General features: G+C 61.0%; 19 protein-coding genes and 1 pseudogene. 16 read left to right on the top strand and 4 right to left on the bottom strand.

Annotated elements, in window-relative coordinates:
• The first annotated feature begins 65 nt into the window (after window positions 1-65).
• Window positions 66-2,044: pseudogene (locus tag NKJ17_RS15340) on the top strand (bifunctional 2',3'-cyclic-nucleotide 2'-phosphodiesterase/3'-nucleotidase).
• Window positions 2,045-2,129: 85 nt separating this feature from the next.
• Here NKJ17_RS15340 and NKJ17_RS15345 read toward each other — a convergent pair.
• Window positions 2,130-3,119, bottom strand: coding sequence for a glycerophosphodiester phosphodiesterase family protein (locus NKJ17_RS15345; protein WP_352507425.1), 990 nt, complete (start codon window positions 3,117-3,119; stop codon window positions 2,130-2,132).
• Window positions 3,120-3,278: 159 nt separating this feature from the next.
• Between NKJ17_RS15345 and NKJ17_RS15350 the strand changes: the two genes are divergently transcribed.
• From NKJ17_RS15350 to NKJ17_RS15370, 5 genes are all read left to right on the top strand, one after another.
• The gene (locus NKJ17_RS15350) at window positions 3,279-3,413 is read left to right on the top strand and encodes a hypothetical protein (RefSeq protein ID WP_292655342.1); all 135 of its coding nucleotides are present in this window, start codon (window positions 3,279-3,281) and stop codon (window positions 3,411-3,413) included.
• A gap of 103 nt (window positions 3,414-3,516) precedes the next feature.
• Window positions 3,517-3,804, top strand: a complete 288-nt coding sequence (locus tag NKJ17_RS15355) for a Dabb family protein (protein WP_352507424.1) — start codon at window positions 3,517-3,519, stop codon at window positions 3,802-3,804.
• 96 nt (window positions 3,805-3,900) lie between these two features.
• On the top strand, window positions 3,901-4,785 hold the full coding sequence (locus NKJ17_RS15360; protein WP_352507423.1) for a VOC family protein: 885 nt from the start codon (window positions 3,901-3,903) through the stop codon (window positions 4,783-4,785).
• On the top strand, window positions 4,782-5,633 hold the full coding sequence (gene kdsA / locus NKJ17_RS15365) for a 3-deoxy-8-phosphooctulonate synthase (protein WP_352507422.1): 852 nt from the start codon (window positions 4,782-4,784) through the stop codon (window positions 5,631-5,633). Before NKJ17_RS15360 ends, kdsA begins: the two co-directional genes overlap by 4 nt.
• 122 nt (window positions 5,634-5,755) lie before the next feature.
• Entirely contained in the window at window positions 5,756-6,121 is a 366-nt protein-coding gene (locus NKJ17_RS15370) for a PRC-barrel domain-containing protein (protein ID WP_352689292.1), read from the top strand.
• A gap of 78 nt (window positions 6,122-6,199) precedes the next feature.
• Here NKJ17_RS15370 and NKJ17_RS15375 read toward each other — a convergent pair whose 3' ends face one another.
• Window positions 6,200-6,322, bottom strand: coding sequence for a hypothetical protein (locus tag NKJ17_RS15375; protein WP_084642452.1), 123 nt, complete (start codon window positions 6,320-6,322; stop codon window positions 6,200-6,202).
• 213 nt (window positions 6,323-6,535) lie between these two features.
• Between NKJ17_RS15375 and eno the strand changes: the two genes are divergently transcribed.
• The 10 genes from eno (at window position 6,536) to NKJ17_RS15425 (ending at window position 16,456) form a co-directional block, all read left to right on the top strand.
• Window positions 6,536-7,810 carry a phosphopyruvate hydratase gene (eno, locus tag NKJ17_RS15380; protein WP_352507421.1) on the top strand — a complete coding sequence of 425 codons (1,275 nt, stop codon included), beginning with the start codon at window positions 6,536-6,538 and terminating at the stop codon, window positions 7,808-7,810.
• A 134-nt stretch (window positions 7,811-7,944) separates the two neighbouring features.
• A complete protein-coding gene (locus NKJ17_RS15385; RefSeq protein ID WP_352507420.1) occupies window positions 7,945-8,265 on the top strand; it encodes an FtsB family cell division protein in 321 nt (106 codons plus the stop codon).
• 171 nt (window positions 8,266-8,436) lie between these two features.
• Entirely contained in the window at window positions 8,437-9,477 is a 1,041-nt protein-coding gene (gene pdhA / locus NKJ17_RS15390) for a pyruvate dehydrogenase (acetyl-transferring) E1 component subunit alpha (protein WP_352507419.1), read from the top strand.
• A 15-nt stretch (window positions 9,478-9,492) separates the two neighbouring features.
• Window positions 9,493-10,896, top strand: coding sequence for a pyruvate dehydrogenase complex E1 component subunit beta (locus NKJ17_RS15395; protein WP_352507418.1), 1,404 nt, complete (start codon window positions 9,493-9,495; stop codon window positions 10,894-10,896).
• A gap of 17 nt (window positions 10,897-10,913) precedes the next feature.
• Window positions 10,914-12,290 (top strand): pyruvate dehydrogenase complex dihydrolipoamide acetyltransferase, encoded by a 1,377-nt coding sequence (locus tag NKJ17_RS15400; protein WP_352507417.1) that lies wholly within the window; start codon window positions 10,914-10,916, stop codon window positions 12,288-12,290.
• 137 nt (window positions 12,291-12,427) lie between these two features.
• Window positions 12,428-13,066 carry an SGNH/GDSL hydrolase family protein gene (locus tag NKJ17_RS15405; protein ID WP_352507416.1) on the top strand — a complete coding sequence of 213 codons (639 nt, stop codon included), beginning with the start codon at window positions 12,428-12,430 and terminating at the stop codon, window positions 13,064-13,066.
• A gap of 11 nt (window positions 13,067-13,077) precedes the next feature.
• Window positions 13,078-14,523: a dihydrolipoyl dehydrogenase gene (gene lpdA, locus NKJ17_RS15410; protein WP_352507415.1), complete on the top strand. Its 1,446-nt coding sequence runs from the start codon at window positions 13,078-13,080 to the stop codon at window positions 14,521-14,523.
• 98 nt (window positions 14,524-14,621) lie between these two features.
• Entirely contained in the window at window positions 14,622-14,879 is a 258-nt protein-coding gene (locus NKJ17_RS15415; RefSeq protein WP_023675081.1) for a GlsB/YeaQ/YmgE family stress response membrane protein, read from the top strand.
• 137 nt (window positions 14,880-15,016) lie between these two features.
• Window positions 15,017-15,982, top strand: a complete 966-nt coding sequence (lipA, locus tag NKJ17_RS15420; RefSeq protein WP_352507414.1) for a lipoyl synthase — start codon at window positions 15,017-15,019, stop codon at window positions 15,980-15,982.
• A gap of 12 nt (window positions 15,983-15,994) precedes the next feature.
• On the top strand, window positions 15,995-16,456 hold the full coding sequence (locus NKJ17_RS15425) for a type II toxin-antitoxin system RatA family toxin (RefSeq protein WP_352689293.1): 462 nt from the start codon (window positions 15,995-15,997) through the stop codon (window positions 16,454-16,456).
• Here NKJ17_RS15425 and NKJ17_RS15430 read toward each other — a convergent pair.
• Window positions 16,432-16,941, bottom strand: coding sequence for a CinA family protein (locus tag NKJ17_RS15430; protein WP_352507412.1), 510 nt, complete (start codon window positions 16,939-16,941; stop codon window positions 16,432-16,434). The two genes, NKJ17_RS15425 and NKJ17_RS15430, sit on opposite strands and share 25 nt — an antisense overlap.
• Window positions 16,938-18,158: a bifunctional 2-C-methyl-D-erythritol 4-phosphate cytidylyltransferase/2-C-methyl-D-erythritol 2,4-cyclodiphosphate synthase gene (locus NKJ17_RS15435; RefSeq protein ID WP_352507411.1), complete on the bottom strand. Its 1,221-nt coding sequence runs from the start codon at window positions 18,156-18,158 to the stop codon at window positions 16,938-16,940. The genes NKJ17_RS15430 and NKJ17_RS15435 overlap by 4 nt, the downstream gene beginning before the upstream one ends.
• Window positions 18,159-18,173: the final 15 nt, after the last annotated feature.

The following is an 18,173-nucleotide window of genomic DNA, read 5'->3' on the forward strand; positions in this document are numbered from 1 at the left end:
TGGATTTCGGCGCGAAGCTTTGCTTAGGGCAGGACTTGTCACGTCGTGGAAGAAGGAGAAAACGAATGTCCCAACTGCGCCACCTCGTCTCACGCCGCGATTTCCTCGCCGGCGTTGCCGCCAGCGGAGCGCTGATCATGCTGCACCCGTTCTCCGCCCGTGCTCAAGCCAATCAGGCGCATCTGAGAATTATGGAGACGACCGACATCCACGTGAATGTGCTGCCTTACGATACTACGCCGACAAAGCCAACGACACGATGGGGCTGTCGCGAACGGCATCGTTGATTGAAGCCGTGCGAAAGGAAGCAACCAACGCGATGCTGGTCGATAATGGCGACCTTCTACAAGGCAACCCGATGGGCGACTACATCGCCTACGAGAGAGGGATGAAGGATGGCGATCTGCATCCGGTCATGAAGGGCATGAACCTGCTCGGCTACGAATGCTCGACGCTCGGCAACCACGAGTTCAACTATGGCCTGTCGTTCATGGACAAGGTGCTGGCCGGCGCCAATTTCCCGTTCGTCTGCGCGAACCTGATCCGCGGCACCGAGCTCGCCGCGAACCCGCGCGACGACAAGCTCTATCTCAAGCCGTATGTCATCCTCGACAGGAAGATCAAAGACGGATCGGGCGCCGAGCAACCGATCAGGATCGGCATCATTGGCTTCGTGCCGCCGCAGATCATGGTCTGGGACCTGAAAAATCTCGAAGGCAGTGTCAAGACGCGCGACATCGTCGAGGCGGCCAAGGCGTGGGTGCCGCAAATGAAGGAAGAAGGCGCCGACATCGTCATTGCGCTCTCCCATTCCGGCATCGACGTGAAGCAAAGCGACATGATGGAGAATGCCTCCGTCTTCGTGGCAGGTGTCGAAGGCATCGATGCGGTGTTCACCGGCCACCAGCACCTCGTCTTCCCTGGCAAGAAGGACTTTCAGTTGCTGGAAGCCGTCGATCCGGCGAAAGGCACGCTGCAAGGCAAGCCCGCCGTTATGGCCGGCTTCTGGGGCTCGCATATGGGGCTGATCGATCTGTTGCTGGAGCGCGACGGATCGACATGGAAAATCGTCTCGGCGACCTCTGAGGCCAGGCCGATCTTTGAGCGGGTCGACAAGACGAACAAGCCGACCGTCGCGGACGACCAGCGCATCGTCGACGCGCTCAAACAGGATCACGAGGCGACGCTCGCCTATGTGCGCCGGCCTGTCGGCAAAACCTCGGCGCCGCTCTATTCCTATTTTGCGCTGGTCGCCGACGATCCATCGGTCCAGATCGTCAGTCAGGCGCAGACCTGGTACTTGAAGGACATCCTGAAGAACACCGAGTGGAAGGATATGCCGCTGCTGTCGGCAGCGGCACCGTTCAAGGCGGGTGGGCGCAACGGCGCCGACTACTACACCGACGTGCCGGTGGGCGATATCGCCATCAAGAACGTCGCCGACCTCTACCTCTATCCAAACACGGTGCGCGCCGTCGAAATCACCGGAGCGGAGGTGAAGGAATGGCTGGAAATGTCGGCCGGCATCTTCAACCGGATCGAACCGGGCAAAGCCGACCAGGCGCTCATCAACACTGACTTCCCATCCTATAATTTCGACGTGATCGACGGCGTCACCTACAAAATCGATCTGTCGCAGCCACCGAAATATGATTCGAAGGGCGGGCTGGTGAATGCTGGCTCGAACCGCATCATTGACTTGATGTTCAACGGCAATCCAATTGATCCCAAGCGGAAATTCGTCGTCGCCACCAACAACTACCGAGCCGGCGGCGGAGGCAATTTCCCGCAGATCAATGCCTCGAAGATCATCTACGAAGCGCCCGACACCAACCGCGATGTGATCGTGCGTTATATCGTCAGCAAAGGCACCATCAATCCGTCGGCGGACGCCAACTGGTCGTTTGCGCCACTACCGGGAACCAGCGTCGTATTCCAGACCGGCGCCAGGGCAAAGGATTTCATTGCGCAAGTGACGTCGCTGAAGATCGAGCCGGCGGGCGAGGGCGAAGCAGGGTTTGCCAAGTACCGCATCACTCTCTAGGTGAGGATTTGAGCGTCGACTCGAAACTGTCTCAGCGCTAAGATACTGTCCGGTATGGCAAACCTTTTTCCAGCAGATGGCCTTGTCACCCACGTGGTGCGAAACGCCGCTTGATGGCAGGCATGACCAGATCCAGTGCGTCCGTCGAAATCCCACCGGAATAATCGTCCGGCAGTTGGTCGATCGAGGCTGGGTCGTCGAGGCCTTGTGAAAAGCCGCCGCCGGAATAGGGACCGAGCAGGTAGACATGGCTGCCGACACCGTCCATACGGTCGAGAAAACGGTCCGGCCAGCCCCACATCCACTTTGCGATATTGACGGGGATGAGCAAAGTGCCCTGGCGGCAGGCATCAGGAACGTAGCCGCTCCAGCCGAGCGCAGTGTAGCGAAGAATGCAGCGCGTCAGGGATGCGCGGCTCAGCGTGTGCGTATCCGGCAACGCTGCCTTGACCGCGTCCATAGGCCTGTCGCCGCCATAGACCGTCAGATTGGCGCGCTCGGCCGGCGTCAATGTGGCGAGCCAGGCAGCCAGCATCTCGCCTTCCTTGGGATCGTTGCTTTTGACGTTGATGTTGAAGCGTCGGTTCGGGAAGCGCTGCAAGACTTCATCCAGCGACGGCATCATGCCGACACCCTTGCCGCGAAACGGAAAGGTCTTGCCGCCATCGGCAGTGTAGCCATAACCAATATCGAGCGCCTTCAATTCGGACATTGCATGGCTGCGCGTTTGACCCTTGCCGTCGGTGCGACAATCCAGCGTCCAATCGTGGAAGACGGCGAACTTGCCGTCCGTGGTAGGATGGACATCAAGTTCGAGCGCGTCCGCACCGAGCGCGAAGGCGGCTTCCATCGACGGTATCGTGTTCTCGAGGAGGGAATGGCGCGGCGTCAGCATGCGAGCGGCCGTGCATGTTTCCGATCCGAGGTTCGTACGGTCGAAATCCTGAGCCAGGCCGCGATGCGCAAGCACCGAAGGGGTGCCGGCCGGCCGGCTCGAAAGCAGCGAGGTGTTGTTGAGCCAGATGCCGCCTGCAGCGACAAGAATTGCAACGAGGGAGATCGTCCGTCTGCGCATGATATGATTTCCCATTGGCCGTTATGGCCGCATCCTGCGTCACGATCGGACTTTTTGACGGCCGGGCAGATCAAACGGCCGCTAAAGATTCCCGGGGAGGGTCCCCAGCAGCGTTGGAATCGTTATGGTTGCAGCCGTCCATATGCGCTAGTTTTAGTCATGCGCTATGTCATCGTCATCACGACCGTCACCTTTTTCCTGATCTGGGACGGCATTTACAACCAAGGCCGCTACCTCGACAGGACGGTCAGGGAGGTGACCCGCATCGTGCACTATGTAACCAGCATGGTGTAGTTTCTCTTCGCTGCTACGGTTCGCAGACGCGACAAACCTGCCGATTGACGGCACGCTGCCGCTGACACAAAAGAACGCCGGTCCAACGGTCGAGGAGGCTGGGTTGATCCGGCATATCGTTTTCTTCAGCGCACGGCATAAAGCGGATGTCGAGGCAGTGCGCACGGGCCTCCTTGAGCTTGGCAAGATACCTCATTCGCGTCATTTCGAGGTAACGCTCAACACCAAGGTCGACCCGCTCTCGGATGAGATCGATGTGGTCGTCTACGCCGAGTTCGAGGACGAAGCGGCGCTCGCCGCCTACAAGGCGCATCCGCTCTATGCAGAGACGACCAGCCGGGTCAAACCGCTACGCGAATTGCGTTATTCGGCCGACATCGTTGCAAGGTGACGAGCCGCCGTCCACTACCCGCTGATAGTGGTCTTGCCGCTGAGGCGTCGGCCAAGCCCTTGAACCATTTTCAGGAATGAGGCACATCGCGCGGACATGACCGAGAACACCTCCGCAAGGCCTCATCCGCTCGATCACTTGGTGCTGCCGACCGCGAGCCTCGATATTGCGCGGGCGCGCTTGACCCTGCTTGGCTTTACCGTTGCCCCGACAGGTATCCACCCTTTCGGAACGGAAAACTGCTGTGTCTTCCTCACCGACGGCACCTATCTCGAGCCGCTCGTGGTCGCCGACAGACAGGCCGTGGCAAAGGCGATCGCGAACCGCAATGTCTTTGTCGCGCGTGATCGCACCTATCGCGAAGAAAACGGCGATGAAGGATTTTCTGCCGTGGCGCTGGGCACCGAAAGCGCCGCCGCGGACTACGCGCGCTACATGGAAGCCGGTCTGTCGGCGGGAGACGCGCTAAGCTTTTCGCGCGCCTTCACCGATGCGACGGGAACGAGCGAAACCGCATCGTTCAAACTGGCCTTCGCGGCTACAGGCAAGGCAACGGACGCTTTTCTCTTCGCCTGCGAGCGGATCAATGCGCCGAACATCGACCGCACTGCGTTGCAGGTCCACGCTAATGGCGCAACCGGCATTGTCGAAGTCGTAGCAGTCACTGGCGAACCTTTCGAACAAGGCCGCTTGATTTCGATCGCAGCCGGAATCGAGGCGCAGGGCGGCACTGTCTATGAGCTGCCGAATGCCGTTGTAACCATTCTGGATCCTGCAGCCTATTCGGCACGCTTCGGCATTCCTGCCGGCGCGCCATCTGAACTCCGCTTTGCTGGGATCGTCTTTTCGATTAGGCACGCCGACGCCGTCGCCAAGCTGCTTGCAGCCAATTCCGTCGAACACCACACGCGCGGCGGTGATATCATCGTGCCGCCGGCGCCAGGGCAGGGCGCCGCCTTCATTTTCCGGGAGATCGCATGAACAAGCTCAATCCACTGATGCCGAACTCTTCCGTTGCGGTCGGCAAAGTCATTTTCGGCAACAGCGCGCCCTTATCGCTGATCGCCGGTCCATGTCAGCTGGAATCGCGGCAGCACGCTTTCGACATGGCCGGTGCGCTAAAGGAATTGACTGAAAGGCTCGGCATTGGGCTCGTCTACAAGACCAGCTACGACAAGGCCAATCGCACCTCGCTTGGCGGCACGCGCGGCGCGGGGCTTGAAGCGGCAATGCCTATCTTCGACGACTTGCGCAAGAATTTTGTGCTGCCGATCCTGACTGACGTCCACACTGAGGAACAATGCGCGATCGTCGCTCCGCATGCCGATATCCTGCAGATTCCTGCCTTCCTCAGCCGCCAGACCGATTTGCTGATTGCTGCGGCAAGAACCGGCAAGGTGGTCAATGTGAAGAAGGGCCAATTCCTCGCGCCGTGGGACATGAAAAACGTCGTCGCCAAGATCATCGGCTCCGGCAACGCCAATGTCTTGGTGACCGAGCGCGGCGCATCCTTCGGTTACAACACCCTGGTGTCCGACATGCGGGCGCTGCCGATCATGGCCGAGATCGGTGCGCCGGTGATTTTCGATGCCACCCATTCCGTGCAGCAGCCGGGTGGGCAGGGCGGTTCGTCTGGAGGCGACCGGCGCTTTGTCGAGACGCTGGCGCGCGCGGCCGTCGCGGTTGGCGTCGCCGGCGTCTTCATCGAGACGCACCAGGACCCCGACAACGCGCCTTCCGACGGTCACAACATGGTGCCGCTAAAGGATCTTCCCGCATTGCTTGAACGACTGATGGCCTTCGATCGCATCGCCAAGAGCGTGGGTTGAACCAGCAGTTGCGCCACAGCAGCGTCGTCAGGAAAACTTTGAAGAATTTCGAACCCGCCTGGAACCTTAGCCCGCGGCCCTCATTGTCAAAATCTAATGTCAACGACGACGAGGAGAATACCATGACGACCCAGACGGGACACACCGAAGCCATCGCCGCTTCGCGGGTTATCGGCACATCGGTCTACAACACGGAAGGCACTCATATCGGCGACATCGAGGACGTCATGCTCGACAAATTGTCGAACGGAATCATGTTTGCCGTCATCGGTTTTGGCGGATTTGTCGGCATTGGCGAGAAATACCACGCCATTCCGTGGGCGAGCCTTGATTATGACGAGAACAAGGGTGGCTATGTCGTGCCGTTCACCAAAGACCAGCTGATGGCCGCTCCTTCTTACTCGATCAACGAGCTGACCGGCGCCGACGGCGAGGCCGCACGTGACGCCTCATACAACTACTACAAGGTCGAGCCTTACTGGCATTGACCTTACTGGCACTGACTAAGTCTCCTGGAATCAAAAAAGGCCCCCGGGAAATCGGGGGCCTTTCGATGTGGCGGGTTGCTACTGCGCAATCTGCAGGGCCGGCAAAGGCGACGATCCCTGCGGGGGTTGCTGATTGTCGCACGACGTCAGGAACGCAGCCGCGATCAGGAACAAACTCACAATACCGCTCAACTGGGACATGGCGAAACTCCTCCTGTTTCGCCCCGCGCGACAACAGCCATAAACCAGAAACCGGCATGCGGCCTATGACAAATGATGACAGTGTTTTGTGCTTCGTGAGTCCCAAGAGCGGCAATGGGCGCGGGGCAATATTTGCAACTGCCCCGATTGCGTTTTGCGGCGCTTTGGCTAAGAGGTGCGCGACGCTTCAATCGATCAATCGGGGACATCGCAATGACGGCCATCATCGACATTGTCGGGCGTGAAATCCTGGACAGCCGCGGAAATCCGACCGTCGAGGTCGACGTCGTGCTCGAAGATGGCTCGATGGGTCGCGCCGCGGTGCCGTCCGGTGCCTCTACCGGCGCGCATGAGGCGGTCGAACTGCGCGATGGCGGCCCCCGCTATCTCGGCAAGGGCGTGCTCACGGCGGTCGAGGCGGTGAACGGCGAGCTGTTCGAGGCGATCGGCGGCATGGAGGCAGAGAATCAGATCCATATCGACCAGACCATGATCGAGCTCGATGGTACGGCCAACAAGAGCCGGCTCGGCGCCAATGCCATCCTCGGCGTGTCGCTGGCGGTGGCCAAGGCCGCGGCCGAAGCGGCCGACCTGCCGCTCTACCGTTATGTCGGCGGTACCAAGGCCCATGTGCTGCCGGTGCCTATGATGAATATCATCAATGGCGGCGCGCATGCCGACAACCCGATCGATTTCCAGGAATTCATGATCCTGCCGATCGGCGCGCCGACGCTGCGCGACGGCGTGCGCTGGGGCTCGGAGATCTTTCATACGCTGCGAAAGAAGCTGAAGGACGCCGGCCATAACACCAACGTCGGCGACGAGGGCGGCTTTGCTCCCAACCTGAAGAGTGCGCCGGCCGCGCTCGACTTTATCATGGAATCGATCGAGCAGGCTGGCTTCAAGCCTGGCGAGGAGGTTGCGCTAGGTCTCGACTGCGCGGCGACCGAATTCTTCAAGGATGGCAACTACGTCTATGAAGGCGAGAGGAAAACCCGCGACCCGAAGGCACAGGCCAGATATCTGGCCAAACTTGCTGCCGACTACCCGATCATCACCATTGAGGACGGCCTGGCGGAGGATGACTGGGACGGTTGGAAAATACTGACCGATCTCATCGGCAAGCAAACGCAGCTGGTTGGCGACGATCTGTTCGTCACCAACACGGCGCGGCTGCGCGACGGCATCCGCATGGGTGTCGCCAATTCGATCCTGGTCAAGGTCAACCAGATCGGCTCGCTTACCGAAACGCTCGACGCCGTCGAGACCGCGCACAAGGCCGGCTATACCGCGGTGATGTCGCACCGCTCGGGCGAGACCGAGGATTCGACCATCGCCGACCTCGCCGTTGCCACCAATTGCGGGCAGATCAAGACGGGCTCGCTGTCGCGCTCGGATCGCATGGCCAAGTACAACCAGCTCATCCGCATTGAGGAGGAGCTCGGCAAGCAGGCGCAATATGCCGGCAAGTCGATCGTGAAAAGCTGATTTCGAGAGAAAATCCGTGGCGGCGAGGGCGGGGACATTCCCGCCCTTTTTTGCTTCCTGGCTCTGAATCCAACAGGCTGTAACCGTCCATTAAGCACAATCGGGCGACAAAGGCGGCGTAGAGGATTCGGACCATGTGGACACGCCAGCACAAGCAAAGAAACACCGGCCGGCTGATCATCCCCTCGCTCTGCGTGGTGTTCCTGACTTATTTCGGTTTCCATGCCTATCATGGCGAGTTCGGCATCTATTCCAAGTATCAGCTCGAAGCTGAGACTGCCGAATTGCAGGGCAGGCTCGATACCGTCAAGGCACGTCGGATCGATCTCGAGCGCCGCGTTCAGCTGATGCATGAGGGCACGCTGGAGAAGGACATGCTGGACGAGCAAGCGCGCAAGGCGCTTAATCTGTCTCACGCCGACGAGATCACCATCATGTTGCCGGTCGCAAGATAACCCGATTTCAGTTAATCGGCGATATTTGCAATGATTTTAATTGCTTAGATGCATGACAGCCATGCGTTTTCGGCATGGCGAAAGCCTTCCCTGCATGTTAGCCTGCCTCAAATCGGTGGGAGAACTGATCTCCCTCGCTGTCCGCCAAGAGACGCCAACAGGGAGTGATGCATGGCCACCGCCACCAGAAAAGCGCCTGCCAAATCCAAATCAGACGGTAAAACGCCGGGCCTTTCCACCCCGAAGCCTGTTGAATTCACCAAAGACCAGGAGCTTGCCGCCTACCGGCACATGCTGCTCATCCGCCGCTTCGAGGAAAAGGCCGGCCAGCTTTACGGCATGGGCTTCATCGGCGGTTTCTGCCACCTCTACATCGGCCAGGAAGCGGTCGTTACCGGCATGAAGATGGCGCTGATCGATGGCGACCAGATGATCACCGCCTATCGCGACCATGGTCATATGCTGGCCATGGAGTTGTCACCGCGCGGCGTCATGGCCGAACTGACCGGGCGCCGTAGCGGCCTGTCGAGAGGCAAGGGCGGCTCCATGCACATGTTCTCCAAGGAGAAGCATTTTTACGGCGGCCACGGCATCGTCGGCGCGCAAGTGTCGCTCGGCACCGGCATTGCCTTCGCCAACCGCTATCGCGGCAACAACAATGTGACGCTGACCTATTTCGGCGATGGCGCCGCGAACCAGGGCCAGGTCTACGAAAGCTTCAACATGGCCTCGCTGTGGAAGCTTCCGGTGATCTACATCATCGAGAACAACCGCTACGCCATGGGCACCTCGGTCTCGCGCTCTTCGGCCGAGACGGATTTCTCGCACCGCGGCGCCTCCTTCAAGATTCCAGGCATCCAGGTCGACGGCATGGATGTGCGCGCCGTTAAGGCCGCCGGCGACCTCGCCGCCGAATGGTGCCGCGCCGGCAACGGGCCGCTCATTCTCGAAATGCAGACCTATCGTTACCGCGGCCATTCGATGTCGGATCCGGCAAAATACCGCTCCAAGGAAGAAGTGCAGAAAATGCGCTCCGAACGTGACCCGATCGAGCAGGTCAAGGCGCGGCTGCTCGACAAGAAATGGGCAAGCGAGGACGAACTCAAGGCCATCGACAAGGAAGTCCGCGACGTCGTCGCCGACGCCGCGGAATTTGCCCAGAACGACGCGGAGCCGGATCCGTCCGAGCTCTGGACCGACATCGTACTTTAACGAGAGGGCAAGGACATGCCGATCGAAATTCTCATGCCCGCCCTCTCGCCGACCATGGAAGAGGGTAATGTTTCCAAATGGTTGAAGAAAGAGGGCGACAAGGTCGCGGCGGGTGACGCCATTGCCGAGATTGAGACCGACAAGGCAACGATGGAAGTCGAAGCCGTGGACGACGGCACGCTTGCCAAGATCGTGGTTCCTGCCGGCACCGAGGGTGTCAAAGTCAACACGCTGATCGCCGTGCTGGCCGTCGATGGCGAAGACATCGACGAGGCAGGCGAAGGTATCGGCGAGGAGGCTGTTGAGTCGCAAGCGGAAGCGCCCGCGGCTGCTCCGCCCCCCGCGGCTGCTCCGGCCAAGAACGAAGCGGCAGCACCTGTTGCCGCCTCGCCCAAGCTGGAAATTGCCGCCGATCCCGACATCCCGGCCGGCACCGAAATGGTCTCGACCACAGTGCGTGAAGCCTTGCGCGATGCAATGGCGGAGGAAATGCGCCGCGACGGCGACGTCTTCGTCATGGGCGAGGAAGTCGCCGAGTACCAGGGCGCCTACAAGATCACGCAAGGCCTGTTGCAGGAATTCGGTCCGAGACGCGTGGTCGACACGCCGATCACCGAGCACGGCTTTGCCGGCGTTGGTGTTGGCGCGGCGATGGCCGGCCTGAAGCCGATCGTCGAATTCATGACCTTCAACTTCGCCATGCAGGCGATCGACCAGATCATCAATTCAGCCGCCAAGACGCTCTATATGTCCGGCGGCCAGATGGGCGCCCCGATCGTCTTTCGCGGCCCGAACGGCGCTGCTGCCCGCGTCGCCGCGCAGCATTCGCAGTGCTATGCCGCCTGGTACAGCCATATTCCCGGCTTGAAGGTGGTGATGCCTTATACCGCCGCCGACGCCAAGGGTCTGCTCAAGGCGGCGATCCGCGACCCGAACCCGGTCATCTTCCTCGAGAACGAAATCCTTTACGGCCACTCCTTCGACGTGCCGAAGATGGACGATTTCGTGCTGCCGATCGGCAAGGCGCGCATTCACAAATCCGGCAAGGACGTGACCATCGTCTCGTTCGGCATCGGCATGACCTACGCGATTAAGGCCGAGGCGGAGTTGCGTGGCATGGGCATCGATGCCGAGATAATCGACTTGCGCACCATCCGCCCGCTCGACTTCGACACGATCATCGCCTCGGTCAAAAAGACCAATCGCCTGGTGGTGGTCGAGGAAGGCTTTCCGCAGAACTCGGTCGGCGACCATATCGCCAATCAGGTCTCGCAGCGTGCCTTCGATTTCCTCGACGCACCGGTCATCACCATTGCCGGCAAGGACGTGCCGATGCCCTATGCAGCGAACCTCGAAAAGCTGGCGTTGCCCAATGTCGGCGAGGTCGTCGAGGCGGTCAAAGCCGTCACATATCGCTGAGCAGGGCGGAGGACAAAATGCCTATCAACATCACCATGCCGGCGCTGTCGCCCACAATGGAAGAGGGCAACCTTTCCAAGTGGCTGGTCAAGGAAGGCGACAAGGTCTCGCCGGGAGACGTGATTGCCGAGATCGAGACCGACAAGGCAACGATGGAAGTCGAAGCCGTCGACGAAGGCACGGTCGCCAAGCTGGTGGTTCCGGCGGGCACTGAAGGCGTCAAGGTCAATGCGCTGATCGCGGTGCTGGCGGCTGAGGGGGAGGATGCGGCGGCCGCCGCGAAAAGCGGTGACGGCGCTGCGCCGGCAAAGGCTGAGGCTCCGAAAGCGGACGCCTCCAAAGCTGAAACACCAAAGCCCGAAGCGCCGAAGCAGGAGCCTGCCGCACCTGCAGCTAAGGCGGAAGCGGCGCCGGCCGCCAACGGCCATGCAAACGGTGAGCGCATCTTCGCCTCGCCGCTGGCCCGGCGCATTGCCAGCGAAGCTGGTATAGATGTCGCGGCGCTGACCGGCTCCGGCCCTCACGGCCGCGTGGTAAAGGCCGACGTCGATGCCGCGATTTCCAGTGGCGGCGCCAAGGCGGCACCAGCAGCAAAAGCGGCGCCCGCCGGCGCTGCGGCACCTGCGACCGCAGCACCCAAGGCGATGCCGGACGAGCAGGTGCTCAAACTGTTTGCCGAAGGCTCCTACGAGCTGATCCCGCACGACAATATGCGCAAGACCATTGCGCGGCGGCTGGTCGAGGCCAAGACCACCATTCCGCATTTCTATCTGACGCTCGACTGCGAACTCGATGCACTTCTGGCCCTGCGCACACAGATCAATGCGGCCGCCCCGGTGAAGAAGACCGAGAAGGGCGAAACGCCGGCCTACAAGCTGTCGGTCAACGACATGGTCATCAAGGCTCTGGCCATGGCGCTGATGGCGGTTCCGGACGCCAATGCGTCGTGGACAGAAAACGCCATGATCAAGCACAAGCACGCCGATGTCGGCGTTGCCGTGTCGATCCCCGGCGGCCTCATCACCCCCATCATCCGGCGTGCCGACGAAAAGACGATGTCCGTCATCTCCAACGAGATGAAGGATCTTGCCGGCCGCGCCCGCAGCCGCAAGCTGAAGCCGGAAGAATATCAGGGCGGTACCACGGCGGTGTCCAATCTCGGCATGTTCGGCGTCAAGGATTTTTCTGCCGTCATCAACCCGCCGCATGCGACGATCCTGGCGGTCGGCGCCGGCGAGCAACGCGCGGTGGTGAAGAACGGCGAGATCAAGATCGCAACAATCATGTCGGTGACGCTGTCGACCGATCACCGCGCAGTCGACGGTGCGCTCGGCGCCGAGCTGCTCGTCGCCTTCAAGCGCATGATCGAAAATCCGATGGGCATGCTGGTCTAAGCAGGGAACAGGGCGGTGCGGAAATTCTACACCAGCCTTTTCGCCTCCATCCAATCCGGCTCGTAAACGATTATCGTACATTGGCTGTTCGGGCGGTAGCGATTGCGGATAGGTCTTTGTTGGAGGGGGGAAAACGCATGAAAACGGTCCTCTGCTATGGCGATTCGCTGACCTGGGGCTATGACGCGGCAAGCCTCGGCCGGCACCCGCTGGAAGATCGCTGGCCGAGCGTGCTGCAGGCGGCATTGGGCAGCGGCGTCGAGGTCGTTGCCGAAGGCCTGAATGGCCGAACCACCGCCTTCGACGATCACTTGGCCGGGGCGGACCGCAATGGCGCAAGGCTGTTGCCAACAATCCTGACGACGCACGCACCGATCGATCTGATCGTCGTCATGCTCGGCGCCAACGATATGAAGCCGTGGATTCACGGCAATCCTGTCGCGGCAAAGCAAGGCATGCAACGCCTGATCGATATCGTGCGCGGTCACGATTACCCGTTCAATTGGCCGGCGCCGCAGATCCTGATCGTCGCGCCGCCCGTAGTCAGCCGCACGGAAAACGCCGAGTTCAAGGAAATGTTCGCTGGCGGCGATGACGCGTCAAAGCGGCTGGCGCCGCAATATTCCGCCCTTGCCGACGAGGCCGGCTGTGGCTTCTTCGATGCCGGCACGGTGGCCAAAACCACGCCGCTCGACGGCGTCCATCTCGATGCCGAAAACACGCGGAACGTCGGGCAAGCGCTGGCGCCGCTCGTGCGCCTCATGTTGGAATTGTGAAGGAGAAAGCCGTGGCTGAGAACTACGACGTCATCATCATCGGCTCCGGCCCCGGCGGCTATGTCACTGCAGTGCGTTCGGCCCAGCTTGGCTTCAAGACGGCGATCGTCGAGCGCGAGCACTTGGGCGGCATCTGCCTCAACTGGGGCTGCATTCCGACCAAAGCGCTGCTGCGCTCCGCCGAGATCATGCACTATTCGGATCATCTGAAGGACTACGGCCTGAAGATCGATGGCAAGGTCGGCGTCGACACAGCCGCCGTCGTCGATCGCTCGCGAAAGGTCTCGCTGCGGCTCAACGGCGGCGTCGGCTTCCTGATGAAGAAGAACAAGGTCGACGTCATCTGGGGCGAAGCCAAGCTGACCAAACCTGGCGAGATCGTCGTGTCGAAATCGTCGAAGAAGCCGATGGAGCCGCAGCCGCCGGCGCCCAAGGGCGTCAAGGGCGAGGGCACCTATAGCGCCAAGCACATCATCCTGGCGACCGGCGCCAGGCCGCGCGCCCTGCCCGGCATCGAGCCTGACGGCAAGTTGATCTGGACCTATTTCGAGGCGATGGTGCCGAAAGAGATGCCGAAATCGCTGCTGGTGATGGGCTCGGGCGCCATCGGCATCGAGTTCGCCTCATTCTACCGCACCATGGGCGCCGAGGTGACGGTGGTCGAACTGCTGCCGGCTGTGATGCCGGTCGAGGACGCCGAGGTCTCGAAATTCGCGCAGAAGCAGTTCGAGAAGCAGGGCATGAAGATCATCCTAGAAGCCAAGGTGACCAAGGTCGAGAAGGGCACTAACTCGGTCACCGCGCATGTCGAGATGAAGGACGGCAAGGTCGAGAAGATCACCGCCGATCGCATGATCTCGGCCGTCGGCGTACAAGGCAATATCGAGAACCTCGGCCTCGAGACGCTCGGCGTGAAGACGGACCGCGGTTGCGTCGTCGTCGACGGCTACGGCAAGACCAATGTGCCGGGCGTCTACGCCATCGGCGACGTTGCCGGACCGCCGATGCTCGCCCACAAGGCCGAGCATGAGGGCGTGGTCTGTGTGGAAAAGATCGCCAATTTCCCCGGCGTGCATGCCATCGACAAGCTGAAGATCCCGGGCTGCACCTATTGCAATCCGCAAGTCGCCTCGGTCGGACTGACGGAAGCCAAAGCGAAAGCCGACGGAAAGGACATCCGCGTCGGCCGCTTTCAGTTCGCGGCAAACGGCAAGGCGATTGCGCTCGGCGAGGACCAAGGCTTCGTCAAGACCATTTTCGACAAGAAGACCGGCCAGTTGCTGGGTGCCCACATGGTCGGCGCAGAAGTAACCGAACTGATCCAGGGCTTCGTCGTGGCGATGAATCTGGAGACCACCGAGGAAGAGCTGATGCACACGATCTTCCCGCACCCGACGCTGTCGGAGATGATGAAGGAGAGTGTACTCGACGCCTATGGCCGCGCACTGAATGCATGATAAATTAGTTGGGCGAGTCTCACACGGAAGACACAAAGGAACTCGACGGCAGAGCAATTCGTTTCGCAGGCATCATCCATCATACAAGGAGAGGGCATATGGAAATGAACGGCGTGGGCTGGGTTGCAGCCATCATCATCGGCGGCCTGGCGGGATGGCTCGCCGAGATGGTCATGAAGAGCAATACCGGCATCCTCATGAACATCGTTCTCGGCATTGTCGGCGCAATCGTGTTGAACGCCATCTTGCAGGCCCTGAACATCGGCATCTTCGGCGTCGGCTGGATAGCCTATCTGATCACCGGCTTCATCGGTGCCTGCATTCTGATTGCGGTCGGACGACTGGTGCGCCGCTAACCTCTGTCGGCACTTGCTATGCGAAAAAGGCCACCGCGGCATGCGTGATCGCGGCCTTTTTCTTTTCGCCGAAAAGTCCTAGATGACGTGGGTAGAGCGAGCGCTGGACAAGCGCTTGCCAATGAGCCGGGTTTCACATGGTCACCGTCCTCGACACGATTGCCAATGCGCCGCGCCTGCGGCATCCCGAAAAGGCGCACAAGCCGGATCAGGACGTACTGCGCAAGCCTGACTGGATCCGCGTCAAGGCGCCGATGTCGAAAGGCTATGCCGAGACGCGCGAAATCGTGAAATCTCACAAACTGGTGACGGTTTGCGAAGAGGCGGGCTGCCCCAATATCGGCGAGTGCTGGGAGAAGAAGCACGCCACCTTCATGGTCATGGGCGAGATCTGCACGCGGGCCTGCGCCTTTTGCAATGTCGCCACCGGCATCCCGACCGCACTCGATCCCGACGAGCCGGCGCGTGTCGCGCATGCGGTCAAGCAGATGGGGTTGAGCCATGTCGTCATCACCTCCGTCGATCGCGACGATCTCGCCGATGGCGGGGCCCAGCATTTTGCCGATGTCATCCGTGCGATCAGGGCAGCGACCCCATCGACGACGATCGAAATCCTGACGCCCGATTTCCTGCGCAAGGACGGTGCACTGGAGATCGTCGTGGCGGCCAAGCCGGACGTTTTCAACCATAATCTCGAGACCGTGCCGTCTAACTATCTGACTGTTCGGCCGGGTGCGCGCTATTTCCACTCGATCAGGCTCTTGCAGCGGGTCAAGGAACTCGACCCCTCGATCTTCACCAAGTCCGGCATCATGGTCGGCCTTGGCGAGGAGCGGAACGAAATCCTGCAGCTGATGGACGATTTGCGTTCGGCCAATGTCGACTTCATGACCATCGGCCAATATCTGCAGCCGTCGAAGAAGCACCATCCGGTGATCCGCTTCGTCACGCCGGAGGAATTCAAGTCCTTCGAGACGATCGGCAAGACCAAGGGCTTCCTGCTGGTGGCGTCAAGCCCGCTGACGCGCTCGTCGCACCATGCCGGCGACGATTTCGCCAGACTACGCGCGGCGCGCGAAGCGTTTCTCAGGAAGTCCGCCTAACACACTGGTTTCATGCCACAATTCGAAGCCCATCGCCGCGTTGCGCATACGCCGGAGCAGATGTTCGCTCTGGTTGCCGATATCGAATCCTATCCGCAATTCCTGCCGCTTTGCGAGGCACTGACGGTTCGTTCGCGCAAGGAACGCGACGGACGCACCTTGCTCATCGCCGACATGAGCATCGGCTACAAGGCGATCCGCGAGACCTTTACCACGCAGGTGCTGCTGAAGCCGGACGAGAACGCCATCGATGTCAAATATATCGACGGCCCTTTCAAATATCTGAGCAATGTCTGGCGCTTCGACCCGGCGGACGGCGGCGGTTGCAACGTCTGCTTCTTTATCGACTACGAGTTCAAGAGCCGCATTTTGGGTGCGTTGATGGGAACCATGTTCGACCGCGCCTTCCGCATGTTCTCCGAGGCGTTCGAGAAACGGGCCGAAATCACCTACGGCGCGCCATCGGCAGCCTGATCCGCAGCGAGCGCGCGTAGACCCAGTTCAAGCGCATGCCGCACCGTCTCCCGGCGGATGAAATCACGGCCCTTGTCGGCGAACAGCTGGCATTCGCTGACTACCGGCCGGCCAGCCACGGCAACGCCGAACCAGACCAGGCCGACAGGTTTTTCCGCAGAGCCGCCGTCCGGACCGGCGATGCCAGTCACCGCCAGGGCGAGCCCGGCCGGCGAATGCGCCAAGGCTCCGGCCGCCATCTCCACCGCAGTCTCGCGCGAGACTGCGCCGTGCGCCTCGAGCGTAGCGGCCGAGACGCCGAGCATCTCGGTCTTGGCCTGGTTGGAATAGGTGATGAAGCCGCGATCGACCACCGCGGAAGAGCCGGCGATGTCGGTCAGCGCGGCGATGATCATGCCGCCGGTGCAGCTCTCCGCCGTCGCCAGCATGATGCCGCGCTGCTGGCAGGCCTGAAGCAGGGCATCTGCGAGATCGCTATTGCTCACTCGGGGACATCCCCTGGAAACACAACGCTGGCGGTCGCGATGGCCGCTATGCCTTCCTCACGGCCGACGAAGCCGAGCTTCTCATTGGTTGTCGCCTTGATCGAGATGCGATTGCGCGAAATTCGCAGCATTGCCGAAAGCGCTTCGGTCATTGCCTCGCGATGTGGGCCGACGCGCGGCGCCTCGCAGATCAGGGTGATGTCGGCGTTGGCAATGCGCCCGCCGCCCTCGCGCACCAGCTTCACCGCGTGTTCGACGAAGATGCGTGAAGCGGCCCCTTTCCACTGCGGGTCGGAGGGCGGGAAATGCGTGCCGATGTCACCGGCGCCGCAGGTGGCCAGCAGGGCGTCGGTCAAGGCATGGAGACCGACATCGGCATCCGAATGGCCGGATAACTTCCTGTCGTGTGGAATGGCGACGCCGCACAGGGTGACATGGTCGCCGGGCTCGAACGCATGGACGTCATAGCCATTGCCGGTTCGGATGTCCGGAAAACGTGCCCCCCCGGAAAGCCGCTGATCCGCCATCGCAATATCCCTTGCCCAGGTCAGTTTGACATTGTCCGGCGAGCCGGGAACGATCTTCACCGGAATATGCGCCCATTCGGCGATTGCCGCATCGTCGGTGAAATCCGCCTTGCCCAGATGATGAGCCTTTTCGTGCGCAGCCAGGATCGGCCAGAACGGAAAGCCTTGCGGTGTCTGTGCGGCATGGAGCCCGGCCCTGGACACTGTTTCGCCGATCATGCCTTCGGCCGTTTCGCGCTTCAGCGTATCAGCAACGGGCAAAGCAGGCAGCGCTCCCTGGCGCTCTTCAATGGCGGCGATCGTACGGTCTATCAGTTCCGCATCGACAAACGGCCGAGCCGCATCATGGATCAGGACCCGGCCCGGCGCATGGCTTCTCAACGCCAGCAGTCCAAGGCGGACGGACTCCTGCCGTGACGTACCGCCGGTGACCGCGACGACACGGTCGGCGTTCGCACCGGCCGCACGGCGAAAAAGCGCGCCGTCGTCGGCATGGATAGCAACGACGACAGCTCCAATTTTTGGATGCGTCAGAAAGGCGTCGAGCGTGCGTGCGATAACGGCGCCGCCGCCAATCTGCTGGTACTGCTTCGGCCCATTGGCCTGTCCGGCGCGCGCGCCGCGGCCGGCGGCAACGATGACCACCGCGACCTTGTCGTCCGCAGCTTGCTTTTCGCTCACATCTCTCATGCCGAGACGCTTAGC

This window comes from Mesorhizobium sp. M0208 (assembly GCF_040322015.1).
In the GTDB taxonomy this organism is placed as follows: Bacteria; Pseudomonadota; Alphaproteobacteria; order Rhizobiales; family Rhizobiaceae; genus Mesorhizobium.